Annotated in this window: 18 protein-coding genes; 9 read left to right on the top strand and 9 right to left on the bottom strand. The window is 56.2% G+C overall.

The features are described from left to right. Positions 1-86: 86 nt before the first annotated feature. Positions 87-1,733: a dihydroxyacetone kinase subunit DhaK gene (locus OSH03_RS09990; RefSeq protein ID WP_266178952.1), complete on the bottom strand. Its 1,647-nt coding sequence runs from the start codon at positions 1,731-1,733 to the stop codon at positions 87-89. 137 nt (positions 1,734-1,870) lie between these two features. Between OSH03_RS09990 and OSH03_RS09985 the strand changes: the two genes are divergently transcribed. Then, positions 1,871-3,373, top strand: coding sequence for a helicase HerA-like C-terminal domain-containing protein (locus tag OSH03_RS09985; protein ID WP_266178951.1), 1,503 nt, complete (start codon positions 1,871-1,873; stop codon positions 3,371-3,373). Here the strand turns inward: OSH03_RS09985 and mnmL are convergent. Further along, positions 3,353-4,294, bottom strand: a complete 942-nt coding sequence (mnmL, locus tag OSH03_RS09980) for a tRNA modification radical SAM protein MnmL/YtqA (RefSeq protein WP_266179207.1) — start codon at positions 4,292-4,294, stop codon at positions 3,353-3,355. The genes OSH03_RS09985 and mnmL overlap by 21 nt on opposite strands. 687 nt (positions 4,295-4,981) lie before the next feature. Between mnmL and gltB the strand changes: the two genes are divergently transcribed. Both gltB and gltD read left to right on the top strand, forming a co-directional pair. After that, positions 4,982-9,442: a glutamate synthase large subunit gene (gene gltB / locus OSH03_RS09975; protein WP_253543353.1), complete on the top strand. Its 4,461-nt coding sequence runs from the start codon at positions 4,982-4,984 to the stop codon at positions 9,440-9,442. 9 nt (positions 9,443-9,451) lie between these two features. Continuing rightward, a complete protein-coding gene (gltD, locus tag OSH03_RS09970; protein WP_061096937.1) occupies positions 9,452-10,870 on the top strand; it encodes a glutamate synthase subunit GltD in 1,419 nt (472 codons plus the stop codon). 29 nt (positions 10,871-10,899) lie between these two features. Here the strand turns inward: gltD and sspB are convergent, their stop codons facing one another. From sspB to zapE, 5 genes are all read right to left on the bottom strand, one after another. Continuing rightward, a complete protein-coding gene (sspB, locus tag OSH03_RS09965) occupies positions 10,900-11,397 on the bottom strand; it encodes a ClpXP protease specificity-enhancing factor (protein WP_061099617.1) in 498 nt (165 codons plus the stop codon). A 5-nt stretch (positions 11,398-11,402) separates the two neighbouring features. Next, a complete protein-coding gene (gene sspA, locus OSH03_RS09960) occupies positions 11,403-12,041 on the bottom strand; it encodes a stringent starvation protein SspA (protein ID WP_028014589.1) in 639 nt (212 codons plus the stop codon). A 308-nt stretch (positions 12,042-12,349) separates the two neighbouring features. Continuing rightward, on the bottom strand, positions 12,350-12,742 hold the full coding sequence (gene rpsI / locus OSH03_RS09955; RefSeq protein WP_003860436.1) for a 30S ribosomal protein S9: 393 nt from the start codon (positions 12,740-12,742) through the stop codon (positions 12,350-12,352). A gap of 15 nt (positions 12,743-12,757) precedes the next feature. Beyond that, complete coding sequence (gene rplM / locus OSH03_RS09950; protein ID WP_003860434.1) at positions 12,758-13,186, bottom strand: 50S ribosomal protein L13; 429 nt, start codon at positions 13,184-13,186, stop codon at positions 12,758-12,760. 289 nt (positions 13,187-13,475) lie between these two features. Beyond that, positions 13,476-14,600, bottom strand: coding sequence for a cell division protein ZapE (gene zapE, locus OSH03_RS09945; protein ID WP_266178950.1), 1,125 nt, complete (start codon positions 14,598-14,600; stop codon positions 13,476-13,478). 189 nt (positions 14,601-14,789) lie between these two features. On the opposite strand from zapE, the gene zapG reads away from it, so the two are divergent. The 3 genes from zapG (at position 14,790) to degS (ending at position 17,886) form a co-directional block, all read left to right on the top strand. After that, positions 14,790-15,188, top strand: coding sequence for a Z-ring associated protein ZapG (zapG, locus tag OSH03_RS09940; RefSeq protein ID WP_010436126.1), 399 nt, complete (start codon positions 14,790-14,792; stop codon positions 15,186-15,188). 170 nt (positions 15,189-15,358) lie between these two features. After that, entirely contained in the window at positions 15,359-16,726 is a 1,368-nt protein-coding gene (gene degQ, locus OSH03_RS09935; protein WP_266178949.1) for a serine endoprotease DegQ, read from the top strand. A 92-nt stretch (positions 16,727-16,818) separates the two neighbouring features. Next, entirely contained in the window at positions 16,819-17,886 is a 1,068-nt protein-coding gene (gene degS / locus OSH03_RS09930) for an outer membrane-stress sensor serine endopeptidase DegS (RefSeq protein ID WP_028014593.1), read from the top strand. Between the two features lie 61 nt (positions 17,887-17,947). Here the strand turns inward: degS and mdh are convergent, their stop codons facing one another. Then, entirely contained in the window at positions 17,948-18,886 is a 939-nt protein-coding gene (gene mdh, locus OSH03_RS09925; protein WP_014885422.1) for a malate dehydrogenase, read from the bottom strand. A gap of 397 nt (positions 18,887-19,283) precedes the next feature. On the opposite strand from mdh, the gene argR reads away from it, so the two are divergent. The 3 genes from argR (at position 19,284) to yhcN (OSH03_RS09910) (ending at position 20,769) form a co-directional block, all read left to right on the top strand. Further along, entirely contained in the window at positions 19,284-19,754 is a 471-nt protein-coding gene (argR, locus tag OSH03_RS09920; protein ID WP_008502836.1) for a transcriptional regulator ArgR, read from the top strand. A gap of 374 nt (positions 19,755-20,128) precedes the next feature. Continuing rightward, positions 20,129-20,392 carry a peroxide/acid stress response protein YhcN gene (gene yhcN, locus OSH03_RS09915; protein ID WP_014885423.1) on the top strand — a complete coding sequence of 88 codons (264 nt, stop codon included), beginning with the start codon at positions 20,129-20,131 and terminating at the stop codon, positions 20,390-20,392. 110 nt (positions 20,393-20,502) lie between these two features. Next, positions 20,503-20,769: a peroxide/acid stress response protein YhcN gene (yhcN, locus tag OSH03_RS09910; RefSeq protein WP_061096934.1), complete on the top strand. Its 267-nt coding sequence runs from the start codon at positions 20,503-20,505 to the stop codon at positions 20,767-20,769. Positions 20,770-20,830: 61 nt separating this feature from the next. Here the strand turns inward: yhcN (OSH03_RS09910) and OSH03_RS09905 are convergent, their stop codons facing one another. After that, positions 20,831-21,103, bottom strand: a complete 273-nt coding sequence (locus tag OSH03_RS09905) for a barstar family protein (protein WP_028014596.1) — start codon at positions 21,101-21,103, stop codon at positions 20,831-20,833. Positions 21,104-21,139: the final 36 nt, after the last annotated feature.

The raw sequence follows: 21,139 nt of genomic DNA, 5'->3' as shown, positions 1-21,139 counted from the left end.
ATTGCCGGGGAATGTGCAGCCTGATGCCCTCACCCCAACCCTCTCCCACAGGGAGAGGGCGCAAACACTAAAAACGGTAACGGTTGTTACCGTTTTGCTTCTACCATGGCCTTAAACACCTCTGCCACCGCAACCGCCCCCGGGTCCATTACCCCGTCCAGATTCTCTTTATTCACATACGATGAACGCCCTGCTCCGGCTTTTGCCATTTTTGCCGTTGCTTCGGCACCCTGCTGCGCAGCCTGCGCCGCCGCCTGAAGATCGCCTTTCTGCAACGCTTCCAGCGCCGGTTGCAGCGCATCGATCAGCGTGCGATCGCCGAGATCTGCCCCGCCATACTGCTTCATCTGCGCCAGCCCACTGAGCAAGGCTTCAGGTAGCGGCTGCCCTTCGTGAAGCTTTTGCCCGGCCGCCGTAAAGAAGATCGACATCAGTACGCCGCTCGATCCGCCCATGACCGTAGCCAGCCGTTCCCCCACCAGCAGCAGAAGCTCAGGCACATCATCAAGCGGGAGCGCGTTCTCCTCCAGACGCTGCGCAATATCCCGCGCCCCTTGCGCAAAGGTGGAGCCGGTATCGCCGTCGCCCACTTTGGCGTCCAGCGCGTTCAGGCGGTTTTCCAGCTCTATGAGCGTCTTCGTCACCCGTGAAACAGACTCCTTCACCTGCGGATTGTCAGAGGGGGTATATTCCACGCGATCGTGAATAGCCGTTTGCGGAACGGTACGCAGAGGGGCAAACGCCACGGGTTTCTGCCAGCCCAGCGTTTCCACCTCTTCATGCAGCGCTTTTTCGAACAGATCGTTGAGCTTCAGCAACGTCAGAGAAAAGCCCTTCATGTCCAGGGCGCTCACCAGCGGTGCCGGACCAATGAGATAGGCAATGTTCTCTTTTAGCGCCGAGTGCGCCAGCTCTTTGGTCAGCAGCGCCATTTCCAGCGCAGAGACGCCGCCGAGGTTGTTAATCAGCACCGCGAAACGCCCCTCGCCCGCCTGCGCTTTGAGCGGCGTCACCAGCGTGTCGATAATCGCTTTGCTGTTTTGCGTATCAACCACCGAGGCACCCGGCTCCCCGTGGATCCCCAGCCCCAGCTCGACATGGCCCTGCTTGATGCGCCCCTCTTCATCGTCGCTGCCCGGCAGGTTGCAGGTTTGCATCGCAACGCCCAGGCTCCAGAGGTTATCGCAGGCCTGCTGCGCAATATCCCGCACCTCGCTCAGCGATTTTCCGTGCTCCGCCGCATAGCCCGCAATCTTATGCACCAGGGCCGTGCCGGCAATGCCGCGCGGCTGCTTGTTGTCGGGCAGCGCGATATCGTCCGCCACAATGACCATCTCGACCTTCAGGCCGTAGCGTTTGGCCTTCTCTGCCGCCAGACCAAAGTTCAGGCGGTCTCCTGTATAGTTTTTGACGATCAGCAGGCAGCCGCGATCGCCCGTCACCGCCACAATAGCGTTCAGCACCGCATCCACGCTTGGGGAGGCGAACAGATCGCCACACACTGCCGCCGTCAGCATGCCTTTACCGACAAATCCGGCGTGCGCCGGTTCGTGCCCGGAGCCACCGCCGGAGATCACCGCCACGCGGCTTTTATCCCAGTCACCGCGGGCGACAACCCTGATGGCGGGATCGATATCAAGTTTGACGAGATTCGCATGTGGCGCAGAAAGCAGTATGCCTTCAATGGCGTCGTTGACCAGCTGTTTGCGATCGTTAAAGAAGAATCTGGACATTGTTTTCCACTATTTTATGAACCGTATGCAAAAGCATAGCCCGCGCTGGACAATGCGCCGCAAAGTCATCAATTTACTCAACCATTTTGCCGTCAGGTTGCCTATACTCCACCCAGGACTAAGAGAGGAAGCGCATCATGAGTACACCATTGTTAATTGCCCGGACGCTGGAAAAAGAGCTGTATCTACTGCCCGCGATGGCGAACCGCCACGGTCTGATTACCGGCGCCACCGGCACAGGGAAAACAGTCACTCTCCAGAAGCTGGCGGAGTCACTTTCAGAGATTGGCGTGCCGGTCTTTATGGCTGACGTAAAAGGCGATTTAACCGGTGTGGCTCAGGAGGGTACCGCTTCTGAAAAACTGCTCGAACGGCTGAAGAATATTGGCATTACGGACTGGACGCCGCACGGCAACCCGGTGGTGGTCTGGGACATCTTCGGTGAGAAAGGCCACCCGGTGCGCGCCACCGTTTCCGATCTCGGCCCGCTGCTGCTGGCCCGCCTGCTCAACCTCAACGACGTGCAGTCCGGGGTGCTGAACATCATCTTCCGTATCGCTGACGATCAGGGGCTGCTGCTGCTCGATTTCAAGGATCTGCGCGCCATTACCCAGTACATCGGCGATAACGCAAAATCTTTCCAGAACCAGTACGGCAATATCAGCAGCGCCTCCGTCGGTGCCATTCAGCGTGGGCTACTGACGCTGGAGCAACAGGGCGCCGAACACTTCTTTGGCGAGCCTATGCTGGATATCAAGGACTGGATGCGCACCGACAGCAGCGGCAAAGGCATCATCAACATTCTGAGCTCAGAGAAGCTCTACCAGATGCCAAAGCTTTACGCCGCCAGCCTGCTGTGGATGCTTTCCGAACTGTACGAGCAGTTACCGGAAGCGGGCGATCTGGAAAAACCCAAACTGGTCTTCTTCTTTGACGAAGCGCACCTTCTATTTAACGACGCGCCGCAGGTGCTGCTGGATAAAATCGAGCAGGTCATTCGCCTGATCCGCTCCAAAGGGGTCGGCGTCTGGTTTGTGTCGCAAAACCCGTCGGATATTCCGGACAATGTGCTGGGCCAGCTCGGCAACCGCGTGCAGCACGCCCTGCGCGCCTTTACGCCGAAGGATCAGAAAGCGGTGAAAGCCGCCGCGCAAACCATGCGTGCCAATCCGGCCTTTGATACCGAAGCCGCGATTCAGGCGCTGGGCACCGGTGAAGCGCTGATCTCGTTCCTTGATGCGAAGGGCAGCCCCTCCATCGTCGAGCGCGCCATGGTGATCGCGCCCTGTTCGCGCATGGGGCCCGTTACCGACGATGAGCGAAACGGCCTGATTAACCACTCTCCGGTGTACGGCAAGTATGAGGACGAGGTGGATCGCGAATCCGCGTTCGAGATGCTGCAAAAAGGGGTACAGGCAACCGCCGAATCGCAGGATGCGCCACCCGCGAAGGGTCAGTCAGTCGCGGTGGATGATGGCATTCTCGGCGGGCTAAAAGACATTTTGTTTGGTACAACCGGGCCGCGCGGCGGCAAGCGCGACGGCGTGGTACAGACCATGGCGAAAAGCGCCGCGCGGCAGGTTACTAAACAGATTGTGCGCGGCATGCTGGGAAGTCTGTTAGGCGGCCGTCGCCGGTAGGCGGGGAACCCACGGCCGGCCCAGCGCCGACCCCTGCACGCCGTTTTCCTGAAGATAGCGGTCGATTTCCACCATCCCCGTCCAGCGGTTCTCACACCATAGCGGTGCCAGAAGCGTTGGGCGGCGGGCGCTGGCGGAGATACGGTGATAGACAATTTCCGGCGGCGTGTGGCGAATCATCTCCCCTGCCGTTACCGTATATTCCTCAAGCTCAATACCGCTTAACCGCCCGGCTTCCCAGGCTTTGGCCATAATGCTTCCCGTAACGATATGCAGCGGGTGCAGCTTGATGCCGTCCACGCCGGTTTCAACGACTTTTTCCAGCGTCTCCAGGCCGTGCTGCTGCCCTTCACCAGGCAAGCCGACAATCAGATGCGAACAAACCTTCAGGCCGCGCTCGCGGGCCAGCCGCGTGGTGCGCTGGTAGCAGGCGAAATCATGGCCGCGGTTGATGCGGTGCAGGGTTTTGTCATGCGCGGTCTGCAGGCCCAGCTCCAGCCAGATCTCGTAGCCCTGCTCTTTGTACTCGCTGAGCAGATCCAGCACCGCCTCCGGCACGCAGTCCGGGCGCGTACCGACGCATAGACCGACAATATTGGCCTGGGTGACCGCCTGCTGATACATGGAACACAGCACCTGCACCTCCGCCCACGTGCTGGTGTAGGCCTGGAAATAGGCCAGATACTGCTTCGCGCGGTTCACCAGGCTTGCCTGATGGGCGAGCTGTTCCGCGATGGATTTATGCTGCTGGGCTTCGTCAGCAAACGACGCGACGTTACAGAAGGTGCAGCCGCCGCGCCCGATAGTGCCGTCGCGGTTCGGGCAGCTAAAGCCACCGTGCAGCGTCAGCTTATGAACCTTTTCGCCGTATCGCTGCAAAAGATCCCCACCAAACATATTGACTAATTTCTGTAACTGCATAATCTGATAGACCGTCCCGAAGAAAGGGGACAAGCCTGCCATTTTTAGCCTCTGTCGGCGATGACCTGGATCAATCGCCCTGGACGGCCTTTATCTATATGAATAAATACTCAGGATTACTGCAATTTCATTCACGCTATCTGTGATTACTTTTCCTTATGTTCTGATTGTTTTTTTCATTTATAGCGGCAACACTGAAAAACAGTGATTTTATGCGGCTTTGAATACATCACCAGATTATTATTCTGCTATAAATCAGCATTTCAGCACGCTGCATCAATAATACCGCTTTCATATAGTGAGTCAGATCACACTCCTTCACGGCTCCCCTGGCCTTTCGATGGTTATAAAAACAGTTAAATATCATTTAAAAACAAAGCGATAAGTAGTCTTTAGCACATATTTGTATAAATAAGATTGCCATTTGACCTGTGTACCAATTCTCGATAAGTTGGAAATCCGCTGGAAGCTTTCTGGATGAGCGGCCTGCTCATCATATTTATGCAGTAATTGAGATTCCCTCTGAAGCAAGTCCTCAAACTTGTTTACCTGCGCGAAAGGATGAAAAAGAGGGCGAATGCGAGGTCCGCGTATGAAACGCAAACCCCGTCGCCATGCTCTTTCTGCGCCTGTGCGCCACGGTAAAGTTCAGTGGGAAGCCCGACGAGCCTGGGGAGGTTCACTGATATGTTGTACGATAAATCCCTTGAGAAGGATAACTGTGGTTTCGGCCTGATCGCCCACATAGAAGGCGAACCTAGCCACAAGGTAGTGCGTACCGCTATTCACGCACTGGCCCGTATGCAGCACCGTGGCGCCATCCTGGCCGATGGTAAAACCGGCGACGGTTGCGGCCTGCTGCTGCAAAAACCGGATCGTTTCTTCCGCATCGTGGCGGAAGAGCGCGGCTGGCGTTTAGCCAAAAACTACGCTGTCGGCATGCTGTTCCTGAATCAGGATCCTGAAAAGGCTGCCGCCTCACGCCGCATCGTTGAAGAAGAACTTCAGCGCGAAACCCTGTCGATTGTCGGCTGGCGCGATGTGCCAACCAACGAAGGGGTGCTCGGTGAAATCGCCCTCTCCTCGCTGCCTCGTATTGAGCAGATTTTCGTTAACGCGCCTGCGGGCTGGCGTCCGCGCGATATGGAACGTCGTCTGTTTATTGCCCGTCGCCGCATCGAAAAACGTCTCCAGGACGATAAAGAGTTCTACGTTTGTAGCCTCTCTAACCTGGTGAACATCTATAAAGGTCTGTGTATGCCGGCTGATCTGCCGCGCTTCTACCTGGACCTGGCGGACCTGCGTCTGGAATCGGCCATTTGCCTGTTCCACCAGCGCTTCTCCACCAACACCGTGCCACGCTGGCCGCTGGCGCAGCCGTTCCGCTACCTGGCGCACAACGGTGAGATCAACACCATCACCGGTAACCGCCAGTGGGCGCGCGCCCGTACCTATAAGTTCCAGACCCCGCTGATCCCTGACCTGCACGATGCCGCACCGTTCGTGAACGAAACCGGCTCGGACTCCAGCTCCATGGATAACATGCTGGAGCTGCTGCTGGCGGGCGGGATGGACATCGTGCGCGCCATGCGTCTGCTGGTGCCGCCGGCCTGGCAGAACAACCCGGATATGGACCCTGAGCTGCGCGCGTTCTTCGACTTTAACTCCATGCACATGGAGCCGTGGGACGGCCCGGCGGGCATCGTTATGTCCGACGGTCGCTTCGCTGCCTGTAACCTGGACCGTAACGGCCTGCGTCCGGCGCGCTACGTCATCACCAAAGACAAGCTCATCACCTGCGCCTCTGAAGTCGGCATCTGGGATTACCAGCCTGACGAAGTGGTCGAGAAAGGTCGCGTCGGCCCGGGCGAGCTGATGGTTATCGACACCCGCGGTGGGCGCATCCTGCACTCCGCCGAAACCGACAACGATCTGAAGAGCCGCCACCCGTACAAAGAGTGGATGGCGAAAAACGTGCGTCGTCTGGTGCCGTTTGAAGATCTGCCGGACGAAGAGGTGGGCAGCCGCGAGCTGGACGACGATACGCTTGCCAGCTTCCAGAAACAGTTTAACTACAGCGCGGAAGAGCTGGACTCGGTTATCCGCGTGCTCGGCGAAAACGGCCAGGAAGCAGTCGGCTCCATGGGTGACGATACCCCGTTTGCCGTGCTCTCCAGCCAGCCGCGTATTATTTACGACTACTTCCGCCAGCAGTTCGCGCAGGTCACTAACCCGCCGATCGATCCGCTGCGCGAAGCCCACGTGATGTCGCTGGCAACCAGCATCGGTCGCGAGATGAACGTCTTCTGCGAAGCCGAAGGCCAGGCGCACCGTCTGACCTTTAAATCGCCGATCCTGCTGTACTCCGATTTCAAACAGCTCACCACCATGACCGAGGAGCACTACCGCGCCGACACGCTCGACATTACGTTCGACGTGACCGAAGCGAGCCTCGAAGAGACGGTTAACGCGCTGTGCGACAAAGCCGAGCAGATGGTGCGTAACGGTACCGTGCTGCTGGTGCTGTCTGACCGCAATATTGCCAAAAACCGTCTGCCGGTGCCTGCGCCAATGGCGGTGGGCGCTATCCAGACGCGCCTGGTGGATAAGAGCCTGCGCTGCGACGCCAACATCATTGTGGAAACCGCCAGCGCCCGCGACCCGCACCACTTTGCCGTGCTGTTAGGCTTTGGCGCGACGGCGATCTACCCGTACCTGGCCTACGAAACGCTGGCCCGTCTGGTGGACACCCGCGCCATCGACAAAGATTACCGTACGGTGATGCTGAACTACCGTAACGGCATCAACAAAGGCCTGTACAAGATCATGTCCAAAATGGGCATCTCGACCATTGCCTCTTACCGCTGTTCGAAGCTGTTTGAAGCGGTAGGCCTGCACGACGACGTCGCCAACCTCTGCTTCCAGGGCGTGGTCAGCCGCATCGGCGGGGCCGGTTTTGCTGACTTCCAGCAGGACCTGGTTAACCTGTCCAAACGCGCCTGGCTGGCACGTAAGCCGCTGGATCAGGGCGGTCTGCTGAAATACGTTCACGGTGGCGAATATCACGCCTACAACCCGGACGTGGTGCGCACGCTGCAGCAGGCGGTACAGAGCGGCGAATACAGCGATTACCAGCAGTACGCTGAGCTGGTGAACAACCGTCCGGCGGCGACGCTGCGCGACCTTATTGCCCTCAATCCGGGCGATGAAGCGGTCAGCATTGACGAAGTTGAGCCTGCATCCGAACTGTTCAAACGCTTTGATACCGCAGCGATGTCCATCGGCGCGCTGAGCCCGGAAGCCCACGAAGCGCTGGCGGAAGCCATGAACAGCATCGGCGGCAACTCCAACTCCGGCGAAGGCGGTGAAGATCCGGCGCGTTACGGCACCAACAAAGTGTCCCGCATCAAGCAGGTGGCATCCGGTCGCTTTGGCGTCACGCCAGCGTACCTGGTCAACGCCGACGTGATTCAGATTAAAGTCGCTCAGGGTGCTAAACCGGGCGAAGGCGGCCAGCTGCCGGGTGATAAAGTCACCCCGTACATCGCCAAACTGCGCTACTCGGTGCCGGGCGTGACGCTGATCTCCCCGCCGCCGCACCACGATATCTACTCTATCGAGGACTTAGCGCAGCTGATTTTCGACCTGAAGCAGGTCAACCCGAAAGCGATGATCTCCGTGAAGCTGGTTTCCGAGCCGGGCGTCGGTACCATCGCTACCGGCGTGGCGAAAGCCTATGCGGATCTCATCACCATCGCCGGCTACGACGGCGGCACCGGCGCAAGCCCGCTCTCGTCCGTGAAATACGCGGGCTGCCCGTGGGAGCTTGGCCTGGTGGAAACCCAGCAGGCGCTGGTGGCTAACGGTCTGCGCCACAAGATCCGTCTCCAGGTGGACGGCGGCCTGAAAACCGGCCTCGACATCATCAAGGCGGCGATCCTCGGCGCGGAAAGCTTCGGCTTCGGTACCGGCCCAATGGTTGCGCTCGGCTGTAAATACCTGCGTATTTGCCACCTGAACAACTGCGCAACGGGCGTTGCGACCCAGGACGAGAAGCTGCGTAAAAACCACTATCACGGACTGCCGTTCAAAGTGACCAACTACTTTGACTTCATCGCTCGCGAAACCCGCGAGCTGATGGCGCAGCTGGGCGTGAAGCGCCTGGTAGACCTGATTGGCCGCACCGACCTGCTCAAAGAGCTGGAAGGCTTCACGGCGAAGCAGCAGAAGCTGGAGCTGTCTAAGCTGCTTGAAACCGCGCAGCCGCACCCTGGCAAAGCGGTTTACTGCACCGAGAACAACCCGCCGTTCGATAACGGCGTGCTGAACGCGCAGCTGCTGCAGCAGGCGAAGCCGTACGTGGACGACAAGCAGAGCAAAACGTTCTGGTTTGATATCCGCAACACCGACCGCTCCGTGGGCGCATCCCTCTCCGGCTACATCGCGCAGACGCACGGTGACCAGGGGCTGGCAGCGGATCCGATTACCGCCCACTTCAGCGGTACCGCGGGTCAGAGCTTCGGCGTATGGAACGCAGGCGGCGTTGAGCTGTACCTGACCGGTGATGCCAACGACTACGTCGGCAAAGGCATGGCGGGCGGTCTGCTGGCGGTGCGTCCTCCGGTCGGCTCAGCCTTCCGCAGCCACGAAGCGAGCATCATCGGTAATACCTGTCTCTACGGCGCGACCGGCGGTCGTCTGTTTGCCGCAGGCCGTGCGGGCGAACGTTTCGCGGTGCGTAACTCCGGTGCGATCACCGTGGTGGAAGGTATTGGCGACAACGGCTGTGAATACATGACGGGCGGGATTGTTTGCGTTCTCGGTAAAACCGGCGTGAACTTCGGCGCAGGCATGACGGGCGGTTTTGCGTACGTCCTGGATGAAGACGGTGAGTTCCGCAAACGCGTGAACCCGGAGCTGGTGGAAGTGCTGGACGTTGATACGCTGGCTATCCATGAAGAACACCTGCGCGGTTTGATTACCGAACACGTGCAGCATACCGGTTCTTCGCGCGGCGAAGAGATCCTGGCGAACTGGCCGGCGTTCTCTGCGAAATTTGCGCTGGTTAAGCCGAAGTCCAGCGATGTTAAAGCCCTGTTGGGTCACCGTAGTCGTAGCGCAGCAGAGCTGCGCGTGCAGGCGCAGTAAGGAATTCAGATGAGCCAGAACGTATACCAGTTTATCGACCTGCAGCGAGTTGATCCGCCAAAGAAACCGCTGAAGATCCGCAAAATTGAATTTGTTGAAATCTATGAGCCGTTTTCGGAAGGCCAGGCCAAAGCACAGGCAGACCGCTGCCTGTCCTGCGGTAACCCTTACTGCGAATGGAAATGTCCGGTACACAACTACATCCCGAACTGGCTGAAGCTGGCCAATGAAGGGCGTATTTTTGAAGCCGCCGAGCTGTCTCACCAGACCAATACCCTGCCGGAAGTGTGCGGCCGCGTGTGTCCTCAGGACCGCCTGTGCGAAGGCTCCTGTACGCTGAACGACGAGTTCGGTGCGGTAACCATCGGCAACATCGAGCGCTATATCAACGATAAAGCGTTCGAGATGGGCTGGCGTCCGGATATGACCGGGGTGAAGCAAACCGACAAGCGCGTGGCGATCATCGGCGCGGGCCCGGCGGGCCTGGCATGCGCGGACGTGCTGACCCGCAACGGCGTGAAGGCGGTGGTCTTTGACCGCCATCCGGAAATCGGCGGTCTGCTGACCTTCGGTATCCCGGCCTTTAAGCTGGAAAAAGAGGTCATGACCCGTCGCCGTGAAATCTTCACCGGCATGGGCATCGAGTTCAAACTGAACGTGGAAGTGGGCCGCGACGTGCAGCTCGACGACCTGCTGAAGGATTATGACGCCGTGTTCCTGGGCGTTGGCACCTATCAGTCCATGCGCGGCGGTCTGGAGAACGAAGACGCGCCGGGCGTTTATGATGCCCTGCCGTTCCTGATTGCCAACACCAAGCAGATCATGGGCTATGGCGAAACGGCCGATGAGCCATACGTCAGCATGGAAGGCAAACGCGTGGTGGTGCTGGGCGGCGGTGATACCGCGATGGACTGCGTGCGTACGTCCATTCGTCAGAATGCGGCGCACGTCATCTGCGCCTACCGTCGTGACGAAGAGAACATGCCGGGCTCTAAGCGCGAAGTGAAAAACGCGCGCGAAGAGGGCGTGGAGTTCCAGTTCAACATCCAGCCTCTGGGTATTGAAGTGAATGCCAACGGTAAAGTGAGCGGCGTGAAGATGGCGCGCACGGAGATGGGCGCGCCGGATGCAAAAGGCCGTCGTCGCGCGGAGATTGTCGCAGGCTCTGAGCATGTAATCCCGGCCGATGCCGTGGTGATGGCGTTTGGTTTCCGTCCTCACAGCATGGAGTGGCTGGCGAAGCACAGCGTCGAGCTGGATTCGCAGGGCCGCGTGATTGCGCCAGAGGGTAGCGATAACGCGTTCCAGACCAGCAACCCGAAAATCTTTGCCGGTGGCGATATCGTTCGCGGTTCTGACCTGGTGGTCACGGCGATTGCCGAAGGTCGTAAGGCGGCCGACGGGATCCTAAACTACCTGGAAGTGTAAAAAAAACAGGCCCAATCGGGCCTGTTTTTTTATTTAACGACACGTAGCGCCGGTCGACCACCGCGAGGTGGCGGATCGTCATCAGGATCGTTGTCATCTTCACGATCGGGCTTATCGCCATCAATCACGGACATTACCGTTTCGCTTTCGCTGGCGGTGATGCCTTCGTCATCGTTGAGGCTGGCAACCTCTTCATCGTATGCCGCTTCCGGCTCGAACATCGTACCTGCACCGTTTTCACGCGCGTAGATAGCCAGCACCGCAGCCAGCGGCACGGAAACCTGACGCGGCACGCCGCCGAAACGCGCGTTGAAGCGCACTTCGTCGTTTGCCAGTTCCAGGTTACCCACCGCACGCGGGGCAATGTTCAGTACGATCTGTCCGTCACGCGCGTATTCCATCGGAACCAGCACGCCCGGCAACGTCACATCCACAACCAGGTGCGGCGTGAGCTGGTTATCCAGCAGCCATTCATAGAAGGCGCGCAGCAGATACGGACGGCGTGGGGTAAGTTGTGACATTTCCACAGTCATTAGCCTCGGCCGAGACGCATTTCACGTTCCGGTTCAGTTAAAGATGCCAGGAAAGAGTCGCGCTCAAATACGCGAGTCATATAGCCTTTCAGCTCTTTTGCGCCAGGGCCGCTGAACTCTACGCCCAGGATTGGCAGACGCCACAGCAGCGGAGCCAGGTAGCAATCCACCAGGCTGAACTCATCGCTCAGGAAGAAAGGTTTCTGACCAAACACTGGGGCAATTGCCAGCAGCTCTTCACGCAGCTGCTTACGCGCAGCGTCGGCTTCAGAAGCGGAGCCGCTGGTGATGACGTTCATCAGCGAGTACCAGTCTTTTTCGATACGCTGCATGTACAGGCGGCTTTCACCACGCGCAACAGGGTAAACAGGCATCAGCGGCGGATGCGGGAAACGCTCATCCAGGTATTCCATAATGATACGGGATTCCCACAGGGTCAGCTCGCGATCCACCAGCGTCGGTACACTTTGGCTCGGGTTGAGATCGATCAGATCCTGAGGCGGGTTATCCTTTTCCACATGCTCGATCTCAAAACTGACACCCTTCTCGGCCAGCACGATACGAACCTGATGGCTATAAATGTCAGTAGGACCAGAAAACAGCGTCATTACCGAACGTTTGTTGGCAGCGACAGCCATGAAAACCTCCAGGTATATTCAGAATTTTTACTGCTACCAGCCCAACAGGGGCCAGCCAGATGTTGTATCGCCCATCCCCGAGAAGACACATTGTTCAAGAATCGAACAAAAATCGAGTATTCACCGATATTTGGGCAGAAAATTGGATGATAGTTTACCAGATTTTGATGGCTTTGTGGTGAGGGGATTCTGGAAATGTGGAAAAAGAGAAGATATATGAAATGTTACTGTGGATAACCTGCGCATTATCCATAAAAAAACCCGCCGAAGCGGGTTTTTCGCCAATCGTTCTGCGTAAGCAGAATGGATTAACGTTTGGAGAACTGTGGACGACGACGTGCTTTACGCAGACCCACTTTCTTACGTTCAACCTGACGAGCGTCACGAGTAACGAAGCCAGCTTTACGCAGTTCAGAACGCAGGGATTCGTCGTACTCCATCAGAGCGCGGGTGATACCGTGACGGATCGCACCTGCCTGACCGGAGATACCACCACCTTTAACGGTGATGTACAGATCCAGTTTTTCTACCATATCAACCAGTTCCAGCGGCTGGCGAACTACCATGCGGGCAGTTTCGCGACCGAAGTACTGTTCCAGAGAACGCTGGTTGATTACGATTTTACCACTGCCCGGTTTGATGAAAACGCGAGCTGCGGAACTTTTGCGGCGACCAGTGCCGTAGTATTGATTTTCAGCCATTGCCTATAATCCCGATTAGATGTCAAGAACTTGCGGTTGCTGTGCCGCGTGGTTGTGCTCGTTGCCTGCGTAAACTTTCAGTTTACGGAACATAGCACGACCCAGCGGGCCTTTTGGCAGCATGCCTTTAACCGCGATTTCAATCACACGCTCAGGACGGCGGGCAATCATCTCTTCAAAGGTCGCTTCTTTGATACCACCGATGTGGCCGGTGTGGTGGTAGTACATTTTGTCAGTACGCTTGTTGCCGGTAACAGCAACTTTGTCAGCGTTCAGAACGATGATGTAATCACCGGTATCAACGTGCGGAGTGTATTCCGCTTTATGCTTACCGCGCAGGCGACGAGCCAGTTCAGTAGCCAGACGGCCCAGAGTTTTACCGGTCGCGTCAACAACATACCAGTCGCGCTGTACGGTTTCTGGTTTAGCTGTAAAAGTTTTCATTAAAAGCTTACCCAAATAATAAGTTACACGTTGGTGAACACCCAAACGTTTAGTCAGTTGAGGTTCACACGACAAAGTCCGGCAAACCTACCCCTTCGAATAGCACATGCCGACACATAGAAAGTTTCGGGAAAAAAACCTTCTCGTAACGTGGGGTCGCAAGATTATAGAGAAGTTGAGGTCAAAGATCGACCCTTAAATGTGATTTGGAATAGGTTTTTCGGGGGGCGAGTTTGTGCGGCCTGATGCCCTCACACCCAGCCCCTCTCCCACAGGGAGAGGGGGGCTTTTATGGCATATGCTGCAGCTTCAGGTACTCCTCGCTCTGCATCTCCTGTAGGCGCGAGAGGCAGCGCTGGAACTCGAACTTCAGCCGTTCGCCCTGGTAGATCTCATATAAAGGCACCTCGGCGCTGACCACCAGCTTGACGTGGCGCTCGTAAAACTCGTCCACCAGCGCAATAAAACGCCGCGCTTCGCTCTCCATCAGCCGCGTCATCACCGGCACATCCAGCATCATCACGGTGTGGAACAGGCGCGAAAGCGCAATGTAGTCATGCTGGCTGCGGGCATCCACGCAGAGCGTCGTAAAAGAGACCGCCAGCGTTTGGTTTTCTACGCCAAGGGTTGGCAACGGACGATGGTTAATCTCCAGCGTCGGTGCGTTTTCGCGTTTTGCACCCGCCAGCGCCAGCCAGAGTTTATCCATCTCGCGGGTGGTGTCGGCGTTTAACGGCGAAAGCCACAGGTGAGCCTGCGTTAACGTGCGCAGACGATAATCAACACCGGCATCGACATTCATGATGTCGCAGTGCTGCTTGATAGCATCGATGGCGGGCAGGAAGCGCGCCCGCTGCAGGCCGTTGCGATAGAGTTCATCTGGCGGGATATTCGACGTGGCAACGAGCGTGATCCCGCGGGCAAACAGCGCTTTCATCAGGCCGCCTAACAGCATGGCGTCGGTGATGTCAGACACGAAAAACTCATCGAAGCAGAGCACGTCCGTTTCCGCCTTGAATCTGTCAGCCACAATCTCCAGCGGATCGCTTTTGCCCTGCAGCGCGGTCAGCTCTTCATGCACCCGCAGCATAAAGCGATGGAAGTGCAGGCGCTGCTTACGCTCACCCGGCAGGCTGAGGTAAAACAGATCCATCAGCCAGGTTTTCCCGCGACCGACGCCGCCCCACATATATAAACCGCGCACCGGAGCCTGATCCTGCGGCGCTTTTTTGCCGAGCAGGCGCCCAAACGCGGCCTTGAGCCCGCCACTCTGTTCTACTTCAGCAGGTTTTGCCGTGAGCGCCTGATAAATCATCTCCAGACGGTTTACCGCCTCACGTTGAACGTCATCAGGCTGATGAGTGCCCTCATTCAGGGCCAGTTGATATCGCGATGCAGGGGACAGGTTTTGCATAATCTTATTGTTATTCCTTCAATTAACGCTCATCAGCAGGCGTGACTGATGAAAAAAAGGCCGTTCTACACTACGCGATGATACGTCAGGATTCCACTTCTGCGGAAATAGCGGTTATAGTGGCATTATCAGGCACAGGCAGGAGCCGAGCCAACACCCTACGGAACAACAAGACAACGGGAGAAGTTCATGACCTGGGAATATGCGCTAATCGGTTTAGTCGTCGGCATCGTGATCGGTGCTGTGGCCATGCGTTTCGGTAACCGCAAATTGCGTCAGCAGCAGTCACTGCAGTACGAACTGGAAAAGAATAAAGCAGAGCTGGAAGAGTATCGCGAAGAGCTGGTCAGCCACTTTGCCCGTAGCGCCGAGCTGCTGGACAACATGGCGACCGACTACCGTCAGCTGTATCAGCATATGGCGAAAAGCTCCAGCAGCCTGCTGCCGGAAATGACCGCGGAGACTAACCCGTTCCGCAACCGTCTGGCCGACTCAGAAGCCGGTAACGATCAGGCTCCGGTTCAGATGCCACGCGACTACTCTGACGGCGCGTCCGGCCTGCTGCGCGGTGGCGCAAAACGCGATTAATCGCACAACATAAATATATTTTACGGGCGCATCTCTTGCGCCCGTCCTTTCTTCCCGTCCCCAGCTATTATTTAGTCAAACACCTCATTGTTCAGCGGTATAAAATTCAATAACATCATCATGATTTTGGGCCGTTCTTCTTTCATTCCAGGATACGAGAGTCAGCATCAATGAAGAAAAAAAACCAGCTGTTGAGCGCGTTAGCGTTAAGTGTCGGGTTATCTCTCTCGGCGTCCTTCCCTGCCGGTGCGGCGTTGCCTTCGCAGGTGCCGGGACAGGCAGCCATTCCCAGCCTCGCGCCGATGCTGGAAAAAGTATTGCCCGCGGTTGTGAGCGTTCAGGTAGAAGGCACGGCGGTTCAAAGCCAGCGCGTACCGGAAGAACTGAAAAAATATTTTGGCGATGAGTCCCCCAACCAGCAGGCTCAGCCTTTTGAAGGCCTGGGCTCTGGCGTCATCATTGATGCGGCTAAAGGCTATATTCTGACCAACAATCATGTCATCAGCCAGGCCGATAAAATCAGCGTCCAGCTGAACGATGGCCGCGAATTTGACGCCAAACTGATTGGCGGCGATGACCAGAGCGACATCGCGCTGTTGCAGGTGCAGAACCCGAGCAACCTGACCCAGATTGCCATTGCGGATTCCGACAAACTGCGCGTCGGTGATTTTGCCGTTGCCGTGGGCAACCCCTTTGGTTTAGGGCAAACCGCCACCTCCGGCATTATCTCGGCGCTGGGACGTAGCGGCCTGAATCTGGAAGGCCTGGAAAACTTCATCCAGACCGATGCCTCAATCAACCGCGGAAACTCCGGCGGGGCACTGCTCAACCTTAACGGCGAGCTGATCGGCATTAACACGGCGATTCTGGCGCCGGGCGGCGGCAGCATTGGGATCGGCTTTGCGATCCCGAGCAATATGGCTAAAACGCTGGCGCAGCAGCTAATTCAGTTTGGCGAAGTCAAACGTGGACTGCTGGGTATTAAAGGCATGGAGATGAGCGCGGATATCGCGAAAGCGTTCAATATCAACGTGCAGCGCGGTGCGTTTGTCAGTGAAGTGCTGCCAAACTCCGGCTCGGCAAAAGCAGGCATCAAATCGGGCGATGTGATCGTCAGCCTTAACGACAAGCCGCTGAGCAGCTTTGCTGAGCTGCGTTCGCGTATCGCCACCACCGAACCGGGAGCCAAAGTGAAGCTGGGCCTGATCCGTGACGGTAAGCCGCTGAACGTCGAAGTAACGCTGGATAAGAGCACCTCGTCATCTGCCAGTGCGGAGCTTATCGCCCCGGCGCTGCAGGGGGCAACGCTGAGCGACGGGCAGCTGAAAGACGGTACGAAAGGCATTCGCCTGGACACCGTCGAGAAGAGCAGCCCTGCCGCGCAGGCCGGATTGCATCAGGAAGACGTCATCATTGGCGTGAACCGCAATCGCGTGCAGTCCATTGCCGAACTGCGCAAGGTGCTGGAGAGTAAACCGGCGGTCATTGCCCTGCAGGTCATGCGTGGCAATGAGTCTATCTACATTCTGTTGCGCTAAGCATTTGCGATCCCGGACATCACCGCTGCGTGTGATGTCCGGATAACTCATGTTATGCTGCAAATCGTTCCTTTTTTCACGACACGCGCATCATGCTTTTAAAGCTCTTACGTTCCATTGTCATCGGTTTGATTGTCGCTGGCCTGCTGCTGCTGGCGATGCCGTCTTTGCGTCAGTTTAATAAGCTGTCTGCTCCCCAGTTCGACAGCACGGATGAAACGCCGGCGACCTATAACCAGGCCGTTCGCCGCGCCGCCCCTGCCGTGGTTAACGTTTATAACCGCGGCCTCAATAGCTCAGCGCATAACCAGCTGGAGATCCGCACCCTCGGCTCCGGGGTGATTATGGACGAGCGCGGCTACATTATTACGAACAAACACGTGATCAACGATGCCGATCAGATCATCGTCGCCCTGCAGGATGGCCGCGTGTTTGAGGCGTTGCTTGTGGGTTCAGACAGCCTGACCGACCTGGCCGTGCTGAAGATTAACGCCACGGGCGGCTTGCCGGTCATTCCGATCAACCGTAAACGCACGCCTCACATTGGCGACGTCGTCCTGGCAATCGGTAACCCTTATAACCTCGGCCAGACGATTACGCAGGGGATCATCAGCGCAACCGGCCGCATTGGCCTTAACCCGTCAGGGCGGCAGAACTTCCTGCAGACGGATGCGTCAATCAACCACGGTAACTCCGGCGGCGCGCTGGTCAACTCGCTGGGCGAACTGATGGGCATCAACACCCTCTCGTTCGATAAAAGTAACGACGGCGAGACGCCGGAAGGGATCGGCTTTGCTATTCCGTTCCAGCTGGCGACCAAGATTATGGATAAGCTGATCCGCGACGGACGCGTGATCCGCGGCTATATCGGTATCGGCGGGCGCGAAATTGCGCCGATGCATACTCAGGGCGGCGGTATCGATCAGATTCAGGGCATCGTGGTCAACGAGGTGGCACCGGGTGGCCCGGCGGCTAACGCGGGGATTCAGGTTAACGATGTCATCGTGTCGGTCAACGGCACGCCGGCAGTCTCTGCGCTGGAGACGATGGACCAGGTGGCCGAAATTCGCCCTGGCTCGATCATCCCTGTGGAAATCATGCGCAACGATAAGAAAATGACGCTGCACGTGACGATTCAGGAATACCCGGCAACAAACTAACAGCCATAAAAAAACCGAAGCCAGTAAGTGCTTCGGTTTTTTTGCCGGGTGGCGCTTCGTTTTACTTGTTAACGAACTCTTCACCCAGGGTGATATCTTTCTTAAGCGTGTCCAGCATGCCTTCCATCGCGTTTTGCTCAAACGCGCTCAGCGTACCGATAGACTTACGCTCTTCAATACCGTTTTTGCCCAGCAGCAGCGGCTGAGAGAAGAAGCGGGCATGTTCGCCGTCGCCTTCAACGTAAGCGCATTCAACAACGCCTTTCTCGCCCTGCAGGGCGCGAACCAGTGACAGACCGAAACGTGCAGCCGCCTGGCCCATAGACAGGGTTGCAGAACCGCCACCCGCCTTCGCTTCCACCACTTCGGTGCCCGCGTTCTGGATACGTTTGGTCAGGTCAGCCACTTCCTGCTCGGTGAAGCTCACGCCCGGGATCTGCGACAGCAAAGGCAGAATGGTCACGCCAGAGTGGCCGCCGATAACCGGCACTTCCACTTCTGTTGGCTGTTTGCCTTTCAGCTCAGCAACGAAGGTGTTGGAACGGATGATATCCAGCGTGGTCACGCCGAACAGTTTGTTTTTGTCGTACACACCCGCTTTCTTCAGCACTTCGGCTGCAATAGCAACGGTGGTGTTCACCGGGTTAGTGATGATACCGATGCATGCTTTCGGGCACACTTCAGCAATCTGCTGCACCAGGTTTTTCACGATGCCCGCGTTGACGTTGAACAGGTCTGAACGATCCATGCCTGGCTTACGCGCCACGCCTGCAGAAATCAGGACCACGTCAGCACCCTGCAGCGCAGGACGCGCATCTTCACCGGAGAAGCCTTTGATTTTGACAGCGGTCGGGATGTGGCTCAGGTCAACCGCCACGCCTGGGGTTACCGGAGCAATATCGTACAGGGAGAGTTCTGAGCCTGAAGGCAGTTGGGTTTTCAGTAGTAGGGCAAGCGCCTGGCCGATACCACCAGCAGCGCCGAGGACTGCGACTTTCATCCTAAACTCCTTATTATGGTTAACTTAAGTATCTGTAAATCCGTTGCCGCGACCTTAAATCAGCATGTCTTTAATTACAATTTTCGAAGCTAAAGAATTTGAGGTCACACGACTTTATCTCTCACCAGAAAGCTATCTGACGACAGATGGCAACGAATTAAGAGGTGGTTACAATACACCCTGCCCCGCCACCAAAACAACATCATTTTGATAACATTTAATTTACTTTTAAGCTTATTTGCGCGGCGTGACCCAGGCATGTTTTCTGATAACGAAATCTGATAAAATCACTCCCTTTCATAACATTATTTCAGCCTGCCATTGAGCAGATAATTTGCATAAAAATTCATCCACATGCATAATAATGTTGTTTCTTTCGTCATATTCCGGGTGACTTATGCGAAGCTCGTCTAAGCAAGAAGAATTGGTAAAAGCGTTTAAGGCGCTACTTAAAGAAGAGAAATTCAGTTCTCAGGGAGAAATTGTTCAGGCGCTGCAGGAACAAGGCTTCGATAACATCAACCAGTCGAAAGTCTCCCGCATGTTAACCAAGTTTGGCGCGGTGCGTACCCGCAACGCCAAGATGGAGATGGTCTATTGCCTGCCGGCAGAACTTGGCGTGCCGACCACCTCCAGTCCGCTCAAGAATTTGGTTCTGGATATCGACTATAACGACGCCGTTGTGGTCATCCACACAAGCCCGGGTGCCGCGCAGCTGATTGCCCGCATGCTGGACTCGTTAGGTAAAACAGAGGGTATCCTTGGCACCATTGCCGGTGATGACACCATCTTTACCACCCCGGCTAGCGGTTTCTCCGTGAAGGATCTCCACGAAGCGATTCTGGTTCTGTTCGAACAGGAACTGTAATGCGCTCTCCCCGTAGCGCCGCTGCGGGGATCATTCTGCTCTTGCCTCATTTCCCCCTTTATTTCTCTGCCCTTGCTTTGACGATTAGTGCTTTTTACCACTCATTAACATTCATCCAGTGAATAACAATCCCGTAAATCGCACAAAAAATCAAAATGCGATATCCCTATGATTTACTTATAAATACCAGCGTAACTTGCTCATAAAACACCCAATATTATGCAATTAGGTTATAAAAAAAAGCGTGTTTAACACGTAATAACAAGGGAAACCATTAGTCTGGTATTAATTTTTGCCGTTATTAGTGTATACTTGATTTTGTGATGAGGGTCACGAAACAAGACCCCACTAAAAAATTCGACGAGGTAAGAATCATGAAAATCAAAACTACTGTAGCGGCGCTGAGCGTCCTGTCTGTCCTGTCCTTCGGTGCTTTCGCGGCTGACGCTATTAATGCTGACCAGGCGCAATCCCGTGAGGCAATCGGTACGGTTTCTGTCGGCGCTGTTGGCACGTCTCCAATGGACATGCATGAGATGCTGAACAAAAAAGCGGAAGAAAAAGGTGCGTCATCCTATCGCATCATCGAAGCACGTTCCGGTGACCACTGGCACGCCACCGCCGAGCTGTACAAATAAGTTTTAGTAATCACTGAAGACGTAATTCTCCACTCAACGGCACCAGGCATAAAAATAGCAGTTCAACCCTTCTCGCCGTTGAGCAAAAAACCTGTTCAGGAGTAAAAACTATGAAAACCAAATTGATCATCGCAACCCTGGGTCTGGCATCCGTTCTCTCTTTCGGCGCAAGCGCAGCCGTGCAGCAAGTGAATGCCGATCAGGCACAAAATCTGCAGCCGATGGGCAGCGTCTCCGTGACGTCAGTCACCGGCTCCCCGATGGACATTCGTCAGGAACTTGCCGCCAAAGCTGAGAAAGCAGGCGCCAGCAGCTATCGCGTCACCGAACTGAATCAGGGTGACCACTGGCATGCCACGGCAGAACTGTATAAATAAACCCTCGTCGTATCTCATCATACGACTTGCCCCTGGCCTCGTGGTCAGGGGCTTTTTTCATTTAATGCCGCGCGTTAAAGCGCAGCTGTCCTTCAAGCTCTTCCTCCGCTTCATCGAAGAGTAATATCAGCGCGCCGAAACGTCTGCGCAGCTTATCGGGCAGATGGATAAACTCAATCTCCAGCGGTAGCGGCAGCATGCTGCCGGTGACCACGTCCCACAGCGTATCCAGATTGGTCACGCTTTCCCGTTCAAGATCAAACGCCCGGATAAATTCCCGATAAAAGTCTTCCTGACTGTCGATTTCGTCAAAATCAAAAGTATAGGTTTTCATTGCCAGCCACTCAGTCCAGGCGGGCGGCAGATGCCG

It is taken from the genome of Enterobacter nematophilus (assembly GCF_026344075.1).
Taxonomy (GTDB): domain Bacteria; phylum Pseudomonadota; class Gammaproteobacteria; order Enterobacterales; family Enterobacteriaceae; genus Enterobacter; species Enterobacter nematophilus.
Note: the sequence above shows the minus strand (reverse complement) of the source record. Positions and strands in the feature narration are given on the sequence as shown.